At 62.2% G+C, this 12,872-nt stretch carries 11 protein-coding genes; 9 read left to right on the top strand and 2 right to left on the bottom strand.

Annotated elements, in window-relative coordinates:
• The 7 genes from AC515T_RS10440 (at window position 1) to AC515T_RS10410 (ending at window position 8,029) form a co-directional block, all read left to right on the top strand.
• Complete coding sequence (locus AC515T_RS10440) at window positions 1–1,005, top strand: polysaccharide deacetylase family protein (RefSeq protein ID WP_496532404.1); 1,005 nt, start codon at window positions 1–3, stop codon at window positions 1,003–1,005.
• Entirely contained in the window at window positions 1,002–2,306 is a 1,305-nt protein-coding gene (locus AC515T_RS10435; protein ID WP_496532403.1) for a lipopolysaccharide biosynthesis protein, read from the top strand. Before AC515T_RS10440 ends, AC515T_RS10435 begins: the two co-directional genes overlap by 4 nt.
• A 338-nt stretch (window positions 2,307–2,644) precedes the next feature.
• A complete protein-coding gene (locus tag AC515T_RS10430) occupies window positions 2,645–4,624 on the top strand; it encodes a hypothetical protein (RefSeq protein ID WP_496532402.1) in 1,980 nt (659 codons plus the stop codon).
• A complete protein-coding gene (locus AC515T_RS10425; protein WP_496532401.1) occupies window positions 4,621–5,310 on the top strand; it encodes a GNAT family N-acetyltransferase in 690 nt (229 codons plus the stop codon). The genes AC515T_RS10430 and AC515T_RS10425 overlap by 4 nt, the downstream gene beginning before the upstream one ends.
• Before the next feature lie 82 nt (window positions 5,311–5,392).
• Window positions 5,393–6,082: an N-acetyltransferase gene (locus tag AC515T_RS10420; RefSeq protein WP_496532400.1), complete on the top strand. Its 690-nt coding sequence runs from the start codon at window positions 5,393–5,395 to the stop codon at window positions 6,080–6,082.
• Between the two features lie 5 nt (window positions 6,083–6,087).
• Window positions 6,088–7,266: a GNAT family N-acetyltransferase gene (locus AC515T_RS10415; protein ID WP_496532399.1), complete on the top strand. Its 1,179-nt coding sequence runs from the start codon at window positions 6,088–6,090 to the stop codon at window positions 7,264–7,266.
• Window positions 7,238–8,029: a ChbG/HpnK family deacetylase gene (locus AC515T_RS10410; RefSeq protein WP_496532398.1), complete on the top strand. Its 792-nt coding sequence runs from the start codon at window positions 7,238–7,240 to the stop codon at window positions 8,027–8,029. The genes AC515T_RS10415 and AC515T_RS10410 overlap by 29 nt, the downstream gene beginning before the upstream one ends.
• Before the next feature lie 57 nt (window positions 8,030–8,086).
• On the opposite strand, the gene AC515T_RS10405 is transcribed toward AC515T_RS10410, so the two are convergent.
• Window positions 8,087–8,629 carry a hypothetical protein gene (locus AC515T_RS10405; RefSeq protein WP_496532397.1) on the bottom strand — a complete coding sequence of 181 codons (543 nt, stop codon included), beginning with the start codon at window positions 8,627–8,629 and terminating at the stop codon, window positions 8,087–8,089.
• Between the two features lie 160 nt (window positions 8,630–8,789).
• Between AC515T_RS10405 and AC515T_RS10400 the strand changes: the two genes are divergently transcribed.
• Window positions 8,790–9,728, top strand: a complete 939-nt coding sequence (locus AC515T_RS10400; protein ID WP_496532396.1) for an alpha/beta hydrolase — start codon at window positions 8,790–8,792, stop codon at window positions 9,726–9,728.
• 729 nt (window positions 9,729–10,457) lie between these two features.
• On the opposite strand, the gene AC515T_RS10395 is transcribed toward AC515T_RS10400, so the two are convergent.
• The gene (locus AC515T_RS10395) at window positions 10,458–11,171 is read right to left on the bottom strand and encodes a FadR/GntR family transcriptional regulator (RefSeq protein WP_496532395.1); all 714 of its coding nucleotides are present in this window, start codon (window positions 11,169–11,171) and stop codon (window positions 10,458–10,460) included.
• 336 nt (window positions 11,172–11,507) lie between these two features.
• Here AC515T_RS10395 and AC515T_RS10390 point away from each other — a divergent pair, with 336 nt between their 5' ends.
• Window positions 11,508–12,854, top strand: a complete 1,347-nt coding sequence (locus AC515T_RS10390) for an MFS transporter (protein ID WP_496532394.1) — start codon at window positions 11,508–11,510, stop codon at window positions 12,852–12,854.
• Window positions 12,855–12,872: the final 18 nt, after the last annotated feature.

Raw genomic sequence — 12,872 nt, 5'->3', positions numbered from 1 at the left:
ATGTCGATCAAACAAGTCTTCAAGCGCACCGGCGGCTGGCTGTACCTGAACACGTCCCTGGGCCGCCACCCCCTGCGTGGCGCCAGCGTGATCCTGATGCTCCATCGGGTCCTGAACAACGACCGCGCCGCCGAATTGCCCCACCGCAACGAACTGTGCGTGGGGCCCGAAGCGTTTGAACATTTGCTGATCTGGCTGCTACGGCATTTCGAGTGTGTGCCGCTGATGAGCTTGTTGCTGGCTGATCCCGAGAGCGTCCCGAACCGCCCGCGGGTGGCACTGACCTTCGACGACGGCTGGCGTGACAACGCCATGAATGCCTTCCCGTTGCTGCGCCAATACCAGGTGCCGGCGAGCATTTTCCTGTCCACCGACTTCATCGGCAGTCGCCAGCATTTCTGGTGGGAAAGCATCGGCGAGACCCTGTGGGGCAGCCATGGCCAGGTGGCCCGGTATTCGTTGATCGAGCACTTGCAGCACGCCGACCGACCGTTGCCGGTGCTGCTCGATGACATCGACGACGAGCGTCGCAGCCTGGCGTTGCTGCACTACCTGCAAAGCCTCAAGAGCCTCGATCCACGCACCTTGAGCGACCTCACCGATGCCTGCCCGCAGGGTTCCCAACCCCAGGCCCTGGACTGGTCCCAAGTGCGCATGCTCGAAGATTCCGGCCTGATCCGCTTCGGCCCCCATGGCGCCAGCCACGCAATTCTGACCGGGCTGGACGACCAGCGCCTGCACGAAGAACTGACCCGCAGTTGGACGGCCTTGGAAAACGGCTGTGCCCAACCCTTGCCGGTGTATTGCTACCCCAACGGCGATCACGATGCCCGCGTGCGCCAACAGGTGGCAGCCCACGGTTTCGCCTTCGCCTTGGGCACCGAGGCGGGGCTGTATCGCAACGACGGCGACCCTTTGAACCTGCCGCGCTTCGGCGTCAGCCAGCGCAATGCTCATCATCCCGAATTACTGGCCTGGCGGATTCGCCGAGGGACACGCCCATGAGCCGCGCGCATTACCTCAAGCACCTGGCACTGAGCATGGGCACGCGCCTGGCGATGATCGGCCTGCGCCTGCTGCGCAATGTGCTGCTGGCACGGATTCTGGGGCCCAGCGAACGCGGGCTGTTTGCCTTGCTCAGCACCCTGCCGGACCTGATCAGCGCCGCCACCAGCGGCGGCCTGAATTCCGCCGTGGGTTATCAGGCGGCGCAGCAGCGCTCGATGGGTCTGCTGCTCAGCCAGGTGCTGGTCTTCGGTTGCCTGCTGGCCGGGCTGCTGACCTTGCTGGTGGTGGCGCTGGTGCGCGAATTCGGTGGCGAACTGGACATCACCACACAACTGGGATTGCTCGCCTGGCTGCTGTTGCTGGCCGTGCCGTTGACCGTGCTCAAGAGTGGCCTGCTGACGCTGCACAACGCCTCCGGTGGCGTGGGCGCCTTCAATGCCTTGCGCCTGCTGGAGTCCCTGGCGCCCTTGCTGCTGTTTATCGCGCTGTTCTGGATGTGGAAAGACACGGCGCTGGAAGCGGCGCTGATCAGTTGGCTGGCGGGCCTGAGCCTGGTGGTGCTGGCCGGTTGGGTGTGGTTGCGCCGCGATCATGTGGTCACCCTGCGCTGGGATCGTACCCACCAGAACGAACTGTTGCGCTACGGCGCCCGCAGCCATCCGGACCTGCTGTTCCAGCAAGTGCTGCTGCGTTCGGACTTCCTGTTCATCGGTGCCCTGCTGGGCAGCACGGCCCTGGGTCACTACGCCATGGCCAGCGCCGCCGCCGAACTGCTGCTGATCGTCCCGGAAGCCGTCACCACGCCGCTGATGAAACGCCTGCTGCAACAGGACCGCGACATGCAGCGCCTGACCCCCCTGGCCCTGCGCCTGACCGCGACGGTGATGCTGGGCGCGTGCCTGGCCATGGCGCTGATCGGCGAGTGGCTGATCGTCACCTTGTTCGGTATCGCCTATCAACCGGCCTACCCGGCCTTGCTGGCGTTGCTGCCGGGCCTGTTCGGGCTGTGCTACGCGAGCATCCTGCGCCTGGACCTGCTGGGCAAGGACCGACCCGGCACGGTGTCGCTGCTGATGGGCGTGGGCGCGCTGTTGAACCTGGCGCTGAACCTGATCCTGATCCCGCGCTATGGCATCGTCGGCGCTGCCGCCGCGTCGTCAATCGCCTACCTGGGCGTGACCCTGGCGCTGCTGGCGATGTACTGCCGTCTCAGCGGCGTAGCGCTGTGGCAGACACTGATCATCCTGCCCAGCGACTTGCTGCCGATGCGCCAGATGCTGCTGGGGAAATCAGCATGAGCAGGGTTGTCCGCCAAATCGCCATCGCGAGCAAGCTCGCTCCCACAGGATGCGGGGTCGTCCTTGTGGAGGCGGTGGGTCAGCCTGTAGCGAGGATGAATGTGCCGTCCTCTTCGCAAGCAGGCTCGCTCCCACAAGAATCTGGTGCCGAACACAGTTCCCATGCCCATCACAAATCCCCTGTGGGAGCGAGCTCGCTCGCGAAAGCGGTGGGTCAGCCTGTAGCGAGGATGAATGTGCCGCCCTCTTCGCGAGCAGGCTCGCTCCCACAAGAATCTGGTGCCGAACACAGTTCCCATGCCCACCACAAATCCCCTGTGGGAGCGAGCTCGCTCGCGATGGGGCCAGTACGACGTTGGTGGAAAATGGCCGCTGGCCTGTGCCTTTGGGGCCTGGCCTTGTTGGCCCATGGCGCGTCCATGCAATGGACCGGTATCCGTGACGGCAGCCTGTACCTGCAAACCGATCACCCGGACTCTGTCACCGTGCGCTGGGTACCCGCCTGGCAGGCCGACGCCAACACGGAACACCTGTACCTGCTCAACGGCCAAGGGCGCCTGGTGGGTGAACGCCTGATCAAGGCCGCCCAGGCACGTGGCGAGCAGCAGTGGCCTTTGCTGCCAGGCGCCGCCAGCTATCGCCTGGAGATTCCCGGCTACAGTTTCCGTCGCTACACCGTCGAGCACGACGCCCATACCCGGGCGCTGTTCGCCCCGGCCAAGGTGCATTTCAACGCCGAGACCCACGACGGCGATGAGTTGTATTTCAAAGTCGCCCCCGGCGAACAGGCCGTGCTGGCGGGCAAGTTCCACGGCGGCGTGCGCAGCCTGCAAGCCCGGCGCGTCGCCGATGGCAAACAGGTGCAGTTGAACCTCAAGCCGCACCCGGCCTATTGGCAGTTCGATCAAGTCGCCCTGCCCGTTGCCAATGTCGAGCAAACCTGGCGCTTGCACTTGCAGGGCAACGGCAAGGCGGCGTTCTGGCTGGATGGCACGGCGAACCTGTTCGCCCAGGACCCAGAGCATCTGCGACCGCTGCGCCAGGACCCGGGGCAGGCGCGCCTGAAACTCTATGGCGATGTCCTGGGAACAACCCCGAAACTGGGGGTTTACCTGCCCTACGTCATGCCTCCGCCATCGGCCTACCCGGTGATCGAAGCCCTCAAGCCCCAGGCCGCCAGCTATTACAGCCTGGTCGACATCACCGCGGACAGGCCGGACTATGAAAATCAGTTTCGGCGCCTGTACCAAGACCGCTTCGGCATCACCCGGAACCTCACCCTGCTGGCCGGTAGCGCGCGCAAGGCCGACCTGCAGGCCGACCGCGTCAGCAACAACGGTTTGCAAGCGTGGCTCAAGGCGACCCGCGACTTGGGTGGCAAAGGCATCCACTACCTCAGCTTCGCCGATGAGCCGAACCTCAACTATCCGGATTTCGCCAGCTACCAGCAGGTGTTCGAAAGCATGGCCAGTCAGGTTCGCGCCCTCCCCGCCAACGCCCATGCAGGGGTGCGCATTGCCATACCGGCCAGCTCCCGGTTCACCAATGGTCCTATGGCGGAAAACGCCGCTGACCGGCGCGGGATCGATTGGGCGCGGCGTTTGCTGGCCAAATACGGTGACCAGATCGACGCCCTGGCCTGGCATGAATGGATGATCCGCGACCTGCTGGCAACCCGGGTCTATCGCGACAGTGTCCGTCAGGCCGCCGGTCTGGTGGGACTGGACAGCCAGGGCCGGCCGAACAAGGCCTTGCTGCTGGACCAGACCAACATGTCCAGCGGCTCGAGCCTGAGCCCCTACGATCAGGAAACCCACTACGCCGCCCTGTGGTGGACGTCCGTGGTCATCAACGCTTCGGCCGACGGCTGGCTGGACATGCTCAACTGGTTCATGCTCGCCGACGAACCTGAGTACCCCAAAGGCATGGTGCGGGTACTGGACGACGCCCAGCGCTTCGAACTCAAGCCGGTGGGCCTGGCCCAGCAGTTCATCCAACAGCATTGGCTCAACCAGGTGCTACGCCTGGATAACGACGCCTTCGAAGTCGACGTGCTGGCCATGGCCACCGACACGAGGCGCAGCCTGCTGGGCGTGAACAAAAGCACGCGCCCGCAACAGGTCAGCCTGGACGGCGCGTCCTGCCCCCAGGCGCAAGCCGAGCTGGTGTATTTCGGCCCCGACGACCGAAGCCGCAGCGCCCCGTTCAACTGCGAGGCCGGGCAGATCCGTTTTCTCCTGCCAGGGGAAACCCTGTTTGCCCTGGGCTGGACCGCACCCTCTTCCCCCCAACCCGCCACCCGTCAGGAGGCACCATGAGCGTTCTGCAAGCATTACGTGATGGCATTCAGAAAAAAGGCCTGCGCGCCGTCCTCAAACAGCTGTTCAGGCGCTACGTGTATTTCCACACCCGACTGGTGTGGCTGGAACACGATGTGCGGACCCCGCTCCCCCCGCATAACCTCAAGCCCTACCCACCGATGCGCCTGGAGTTCATCACGGTCAGCAATGCCGATGCCTTTGCCCGGCACTTCGGCGACCGCGTCGAAACCATGCGCGAGCTGGCGGCCGAAGGCTACACAGGTTTGATGTACCTGGATGATCAGGGCGACACCGTAGGCTTTGCCTGGGCCAGTACACGGGACTATTTCGACCGCCATTTCTACCGCTGCAACTTTCCGATCAAGCCTGGCGAGTACTTTCAGTTCGGTGGCGAGGCGATTCGTAAATACTGGGGTTCCAGCATATCGGCGGACATGCAGTTGGAGATCTGGAAAGTCATGGCGGACAAAGGTTGCGACACAATGGTCGATGTCTGCGATTTGCAAAACATCCCGGCGATCAAGATGCACCTGCGCATGGGCTTCCAGGAACGCGGCAAGATCACCCACGTGTATCGCCTGTTCGGTCGCTGGCGGTTTTTCCGCGACACCTTCTACCGCGGCTCGGCACTGGACGCCTTTCGTAAACCGGCCCCGCCACTTACATCGACCGCGCCGGCCTGATGTCCATGGCGATCCACCCCCCCCCATCGCGAGCAAGCTCGCGATGGGGTCTTTCCCAACCCGCCCCCCACCAGGAGGCACCATGAACATTCTGCAAAAATTGTGTGATCGCATTCGGAAAAAAGGTCTGCGCGCCGTTCTGAGCCAGTTGTGCAGACACTACGTGTATTTCCATGAACAACTGGTGTGGATGGAGCGCGATCTGGTCAGCCCGATACGGCCCAACAACCTCAGGCCCTATACGCCGTTGCGCCGGGAAATCATTACCACCAGCAATGCCGATGCCTTCGCCACGTACTTTGGCGACCGCGTCGAGACCATGCGCGAACTGGCTGCCGAAGGCCACACCGGGCTCATGTACCTGGACGACAAGGGCGACACCGTCGCTTTCATCTGGGGCAGTACACGGGACTATTTCGACCGCCATTTCTTTCGCTGCTGGTTCCCGGTCAAACCGGGTGAGTTCTTCGAGTTCGGCGGTGAACTGTACCGCGCTTACTGGGGGACCCAGCTATCGGTGGATTTCCAGCTGGATCTGTGGAAAGCCATGGCCGAGCAGGGTTGCAACAAAGTGGTCGACGTCTTCGAGCTGCGCAACATTCCAGCCGTCAAGCTGCACCTGCGCATGGACTATCAGGAACGCGGCCAGATCACCCATATGTATTGCTTCTTCGGCCGCTGGCGGTTTTTCCGTGACACGTTCTACACCGGCTCGGTCCTGGACTCTTTTCGTAAACCGGCCAAGCCGGTTGCCTCCACTGCGGCGGCCTGACGTCCATGACCATCCGGTTCCAATGGTGTCGCTCCCTGGGCGCGGCGGACTTTCCTGTATCAGCTTATGAACAGCTGCGAACCCAGGTGGCCGACGCTACACCGTTCAACACCCTGGCCTGGCTGCAAGCGGCGGAATTTGCCCTGTTGCCTGATCAGCAATTGCATGTGCTGCTGGGCTGGCAGGATCAGGACTTGTCTCTATGCCTGCCCCTGGTGTCGGGGCGTGAGCGTATCGGCGGGCTGCGGTTCCGGGTGTTGCATCACTTGGGCTACCCCTTGGCCGACCGCATCGCTCTGCTGGTGCGCCTGGACGCCGAAGGCATGGGCCAGGCGCTGATGCAGATCCGTCAGCAGGTGCCCCACGCAATGCTGCAACTCAATGAAGTGGTGGAGCCGGTCGGCGAGCAAAGCGTCCTTAGCGCCTGGATGGCACTGAGTTCCACCGGGGAGCGGCGGCTCAGTTGTCGGGTTCCGGTGCACTTGATCAGCGAAAGCGACCATCAGGAAATCTCTGGTGATCCACGCTACAAGCTGCGTCGGGCGCGCAAGCGGATCGCCGCTTGCGGTGCCGAAATCCGCCGAGTGACGCCGGACGCCATTAGCATGGGCCAGCTATTACGGGCGCTTGCCGATGTAGAGGCCGCCAGCTGGAAAGGCGAGGAAGGCGTCGGTATCTTCGCCGACCCCAGGCGTCGGCAATGGATGAACCATGCCTTCACCGCACTCGCAGCCCAGGGCCTGGTGCGGGTGGTGATGCTGGAACTGAACGGCGAATGCATCAGTTACCGCCTCGGCCTGCTGGACCAGGGGCGACTGTATGACTACAACCTGGCGTTCCTGCCGCAGCACGCCGACCTGGGCAGCGGCCGGGTACTGCTCGAAGAGTGGATTCGCTGGGGGCTGGACGAAAACTGGCGATGGATCGATGCGTCACGGGTCAGTCTCGATAATTCCAGCCATCAATTGCACGAACGCATGACCGGACAACTGGAGCACTGGCGTTGGAGTTTTTATTCCTGGCAACCCGATGGACTGATCCTCGGGCTCACCTTGCGGCTCTGGAAAAGTCTCAAGCCCTGGCTTCGCAAACACCCCGCAAAAAAAACCACAGCAACAGATTCACCTTCTACCCGTTCGGAAAAGGAGATTCCCCATGCCCCACCAAGTGATCATCAACGCTGACGACTTCGGGATGTGCTTCAGCGAAAACGCGACAATCGTTCGAGCCTTCGAAGCAGGGCTGATCAGCTCCGCCACCATCATGGCCAATATGCCGGGCTTCGAACAGGCGTGCGAACTGGCCCGACAGCCCCGGCTCAAAGGGCGCATCGGCCTGCATTTCAATCTCAGCCATGGGCAGCCGTTGAGCCGGGCCATAACGTCGCGCCCGGCGTTTTGCCATACGGACGGGCAGTTCAACTTCAGCCTGTCACGCTATTGCCTGAGTCTGAGCTCAAAAGACCTCGCGGCCATAGAGGACGAACTTCAGGCGCAATGGCAGCGCTGCCTGGCTCATGGATTGCGCCCAAGCCACCTGGACTCTCATCAGCATGTGCACAACATCTGGCCCATTGGAGAGCTGGTGGCGCGTTTCGCTGCGCGGCAAGGTATCCCCATTCGCCTGGCGCGCAACCTCGGGGCAAACCTGAGCGTGCCCAAGCGCATCTTCAAGACCTTGCTCAACCGCCGCCTGCGTCGTTTATGCGGCGCGACGGCCGACTATGTCTGCACGCCGGCCGACTTGCATCACGCCGCGCCACCGGACCATGGTTTGCTGGAAGTGATTACTCATCCGGTGCAACTGGATGGGGATTTCGGCGACACCTACCTGGCTCCTGGCTGCTCGTTGACCCAGGTGCTGCACCAACGCCTGGCGGGTGTGCCAAAGGTGGGGTATGGCAAGACCGAGCGGACGTTCAAGCTCGTTCAGCTTGAGGATGCGTGATGCCCCCTCAGCCATAAAGGCATTATCTTGGGAGGGGATTTATCCCTCTCCACAAGATCAGTCATCGAAGCACACCCGCACCAGCGAGGCACGCCGGTCGATCGCTTCGCGCAGTCGACGTGTCTGCGTCTCCCAGACGTCAGCATCGACTCGGGCCGAACGCATCAACGCCAGCATCGCTTCCTTGGCGTTGAGGTACTCAGTCCACGCATCCCGGGCCCTGAGGCTACGCCGCTCTTCATCGCTCATGTCCATGCGCCTCAGGGCCAGGGTACATTCGTCCTGGATCAATGGCCCGAGGGTCGTCTGGATCTTGTGGGGCGCCTTGAAGCACGCCGTACCGGCGACGATATCCCGCGCCCGGTCCAAGCCCCATTCCAACGCCTGGGCCAGCGGCTCACGCAGGGTGCGGTCGTAGAATTCCTCGACCCACACCTGCGCGCTCGGACGATGGACACCGACGAAGACCTGGGTCATGCCCTCAAGAGTGATCCGCGCCTGGACCTCGACTTGCGTGCCGTCTTCCAATGATTCTTCGTGGTCGCGACCCGGCAACCGGCTGTTAACCCAAAGCCAATACTGTGCGCTTCTACGTCGCATCGCGTTGCCCTCCCCAAAGGAATAGGGAGTAAGGCACAGGGTCTGGGGATTTTCCAGCACCGAAAAGCGCGCTTCAGACGAATGACAACCCGAAATCCCTGCGCCGCTTTCGGAGAATCTGCTACAAGGCTTCTTCGGTTTCGAGTAGCGAATGGCATCGATGTCTTCACTCTTACTTTCTGGCCTGAAACGCCGCTGGTTGGCCTGGCTGTGCATGAGCGCACTGGTCGTCGGCCTGCCAGTGGGCTGTGCTGTGTTGCAGCATAAGGAGCGGGAACTGGTCTTTCGCATCGAGCCAGGGACGGCGAGCTGGTTCAGTGGGCTGCCCAGCGGTGTGCAGGAGTTCGACCTCAAGCCAAACAGCTTCAAGGCCGGGGAAAATATCCACGGCTGGTGGTGGCCGGCCGAACGCAAGAACGCGCCGGCCATCCTGTATCTGCACGGTGTGCGCTGGAATTTGACCGGCCAGTTGTTTCGTATCCAGCAACTGCGGGCGCTGGGCTATTCGGTGCTGGCCATCGACTACCGTGGCTTTGGCAAAAGCCGTGGGGATCTGCCCTCGGAAGCCAGCGTCTATGAAGATGCGCGCATCGCCTGGGAGCGTCTCGAAATGCTGCAACCGGACCCAAGCCTGCGGCTGATCTATGGTCATTCCCTGGGCGGCGCCGTCGCGGTGGACCTCGCTGCGCAGCTCGGCCAGAAGGCCGCGAAAGAGGGCCGCCTCCAAGTCCGGGGCCTGGTGATCGAATCCACCTTCACCTCCCTGGGCGATGTCGCCACCGCGATGGCGAATACATCCCTGCCGGTGCGCTGGTTGCTGTCGCAGAAGTTCGACTCCATCGACAAGATCGGCGAGATCAATATGCCGCTGCTGATCGTCCATGGCGCCGCCGACCGCTACGTGCCGCCACGATTCAGTGAGCAACTGTTCAACGCCGCCCGGGAACCCAAGCGCCTGCTGCTGGTGCCCGGGGCGACGCATAACAACAGCATGAGCCTGGCGGGCAAGCACTACCGGCAGGCCTTGGATGCCCTGATGAAAAGCACCCCCACCCCTGTGGCCGGAAACGCCCCCACCGGCCCGGCCAAAGCGGGCTGACCCACGGAACTATCCACGCCCCTCCTGTGGGAAGTGCTGGGTCAGTTGATGGGGATGTTGGCTGTGCCGCCGTCATCGCGAGCAGGCTCGCTCCCACAGTGGTTCCGAGGTGTTCAAAAAATCGGAATCCACCGCCAATCCTTGTGGGAGCGAGCCTGCTCGCGAAAGCGGTGGGTCAGTGGGTGGAGATGCTGGATGTACCGCCGTCATCGCGAGCAAGCTCGCTCCCACAGTGGTTCCGAGGTGTTCAAAAAATCGGAATCCACCGCCGATCCTTGTGGGAGCGAGCTTGCTCGCGAAAGCGGTGGGTCAGTTGATGGGGATGCTGGATGTACCGCCGTCATCGCGAGCAAGCTCGCTCCCACAGTGGTTCCGAGGTGTTCAAAAAATCGGAATCCACCGCCGATCCTTGTGGGAGCGAGCTTGCTCGCGAAAGCGGTGGGTCAGTGGGTGGAGATGCTGGATGTACCGCCGTCATCGCGAGCAAGCTCGCTCCCACAGTGGTTCCGAGGTGTTCAAAAAATCGGAATCCACCGCCGATCCTTGTGGGAGCGAGCTTGCTCGCGAAAGCGGTGGGTCAGTGGGTGGAGATGCTGGATGTGCCGCCGTCATCGCGAGCAAGCTCGCTCCCACAGTGGTTCCGAGGCGTTCAAAAAATCGGAATCCACCGCCGATCCTTGTGGGAGCGAGCTTGCTCGCGATGGCGGTGGGTCAGGCGACGATGAACTGTCAGGCCCCCGCGCCAAACCGGTCACGGCTGTTGGTCAGGTGCAGCCACATGGCGGCGCGGGCGGCGTCCGGGTCCTGGCGTTTGATGGCGTTGAAGATCGCCTCGTGCTCAAGGTTGGCCCATTGCGCCAGCTTGCTTAGATCGGCCTGGCCACGCTCGGCCACGTTCACTCGGGTCCTGGGAATCATCGCACTGCCCAGGTGCTGCATGATTTCGACAAAACAGGCATTGTCCGTGGCTTCGGCGATGAGCAGATGGAAACGCCGGTCGGCTTCGACACAGCTGTCGTTGTTATTGGACAACCGCTGATAGTCATCCAGCGCCTGGCGCATCTGCTGCAGCTGGTGTTCGCTGCGGCGCTGGGCCGCCAAGGCGACGGCCTGGGTTTCCAGGCCCAGGCGCAGTTCCAGGATCGCCCGCACCCCTGCCGCAGTGTCGACATTCAGGCGCAACCCCGGCTCGCCGGTTTGCGCCAGCACGAAGGTGCCGATGCCGTGGCGGGTCTCCACCAGCCCCGAAGCCTGCAATTTGGAAATCGCCTCGCGCACCACCGTCCGGCTGACGCCATGGGCCTGCACAATGGCCCCCTCCGATGGCAGCTTCTCGCCCGGTTTCAACTGCCCCAGCAAGATGCTCTGGCTCAGCTTCGTCACCAGGTCATGGGCCAGGTTGTGGGTACGCTTGCGCAGGGGCGCGTCGGTGTCTTGCGGCATCGCCGGGGTTCCTTGAAAACAGGCTGACTGATCGTATCACCAGCGGGCGTGGGAAATCTCATCATCAAGCCACCAACTTGTATGACAACACTCAAGACCCGCCCATATCAGCAAAGATCACCCTTTCAAAAAACGGCTTCACGCAGGCCAGGCAGACGCTGAATAAAAACAGAATGACTGATAAAGCCCAACAAACACGGCATAAGAACACCATCCACCCAATCCAATGATGCTGAAAAACTGCTTGTCATCCAAAAAAATCAAGTTGTATGATGTCTATCAACATCGGCACCTGCACGATGCCCCGCATAAAAATAACGAGTGGGAGAAAAACCAGTGAACACATCCAGCCTCAAGGCGAATGCCGGAGCGGATCCGGTGCTGCTGTCGGCCATCGCCAAGGTCAAGCGCCACATCCTGCCGCTGTTCGTCATCATGTTTATCGTCAACTACATCGACCGCGTGAACATCGGCTTCGTACGTGCCCACATGGAGCACGACCTGGGTATCGGTGCAGCGGCCTATGGCTTTGGTGCCGGCCTGTTCTTCATCGGCTATGCGCTGTTCGAAGTCCCGTCCAACATCCTCTTGCAAAGAATCGGCGCGCGCATCTGGCTGACCCGGATCATGCTCACCTGGGGCCTGGTCGCCGCATGCATGGCCTTCATCCAGAACGAAACCCACTTCTACATCCTGCGCTTTTTGCTGGGCGTGGCCGAAGCCGGGTTCTTCCCGGGGGTGATCTACTATTTCACCCGCTGGCTGCCCGGCGTCGAGCGCGGCAAAGCCATCGCCATCTTCCTTAGCGGTTCGGCCATTGCCTCGCTGATCTCCGGCCCGCTGTCGGGGCTGCTGCTGCAAATCAATGGCCTGGGCATGCACGGCTGGCAGTGGATGTACTTCATCGAAGGGATGTTTTCCGTCTGCCTGTGCGTCTTCGTCTGGTTCTGGCTGGACTCCAAGCCCCACGACGCCAAATGGTTGAGCCGTGAAGAACAGGATGTGCTGGTCAAGGCCATCGACGACGAACAGCGGGCACGGGAAGCCGCCTCGCCGATCAAGCTTTCCATCGGTCAGTTGCTCAAGGACCGCCAGATCATCCTGTTTTGCCTGATCTACTTCTTCATCCAATTGACGATCTATGCCGCCACGTTCTGGCTGCCGAGCATCATCAAGAAAATGGGCGAACTGAGCGACATTCAGGTCGGGCTGTTCAATTCGATCCCCTGGTTGCTGTCGATCGTCGGCATGTACGCCTTCGCCTCGCTGTCGGCCAAGTGGAAATTCCAGCAGGCCTGGGTCGCCACGGCCCTGTTGATCGCGGCAGCCGGGATGTTCATGTCCACCACCGGCGGGCCGATCTTCGCCTTCGTCGCCATCTGCTTCGCGGCCCTGGGCTTCAAATCGGCGTCGTCGTTGTTCTGGCCGATTCCCCAGGCTTACCTGGACGCCCGGATCGCCGCCGGGGTGATCGCCCTGATCAACTCGGTGGGCAACCTCGGCGGGTTCGTCGCCCCGACCACGTTCGGCCTGCTGGAACAGCACACCGGCTCGATCCAGGGCGGCCTCTACGGCTTGGCGGCCACCTCGATCATTGCCGCGATCATCGTGTTTGCCGCACGCAACACGCCCAAGCCCAAAGCAGTGACAACGCCGGCCGATCCGGCCACCAGCCACGCCTGATCATTCGATTGCCCAAGG

The sequence above is a fragment of the Pseudomonas sp. FSO-7 genome, from assembly GCF_059579345.1.
The sequence above is the reverse complement of the archived record's forward strand: the minus strand, read 5'-3'. Positions and strand labels throughout refer to the sequence as shown.

Coding starts and splice junctions, on each gene's coding strand:
- AC515T_RS10430 (WP_496532402.1), top strand. CDS start 2,645: ATGGGGCCAGTACGACGTTGGTGGAAAATGGCCGCTGGCCTGTGCCTT.
- AC515T_RS10405 (WP_496532397.1), bottom strand. CDS start 8,629: ATGCGACGTAGAAGCGCACAGTATTGGCTTTGGGTTAACAGCCGGTTG.
- AC515T_RS10420 (WP_496532400.1), top strand. CDS start 5,393: ATGAACATTCTGCAAAAATTGTGTGATCGCATTCGGAAAAAAGGTCTG.
- AC515T_RS10410 (WP_496532398.1), top strand. CDS start 7,238: ATGCCCCACCAAGTGATCATCAACGCTGACGACTTCGGGATGTGCTTC.
- AC515T_RS10425 (WP_496532401.1), top strand. CDS start 4,621: ATGAGCGTTCTGCAAGCATTACGTGATGGCATTCAGAAAAAAGGCCTG.
- AC515T_RS10395 (WP_496532395.1), bottom strand. CDS start 11,171: ATGCCGCAAGACACCGACGCGCCCCTGCGCAAGCGTACCCACAACCTG.
- AC515T_RS10400 (WP_496532396.1), top strand. CDS start 8,790: ATGTCTTCACTCTTACTTTCTGGCCTGAAACGCCGCTGGTTGGCCTGG.
- AC515T_RS10415 (WP_496532399.1), top strand. CDS start 6,088: ATGACCATCCGGTTCCAATGGTGTCGCTCCCTGGGCGCGGCGGACTTT.
- AC515T_RS10440 (WP_496532404.1), top strand. CDS start 1: ATGTCGATCAAACAAGTCTTCAAGCGCACCGGCGGCTGGCTGTACCTG.
- AC515T_RS10435 (WP_496532403.1), top strand. CDS start 1,002: ATGAGCCGCGCGCATTACCTCAAGCACCTGGCACTGAGCATGGGCACG.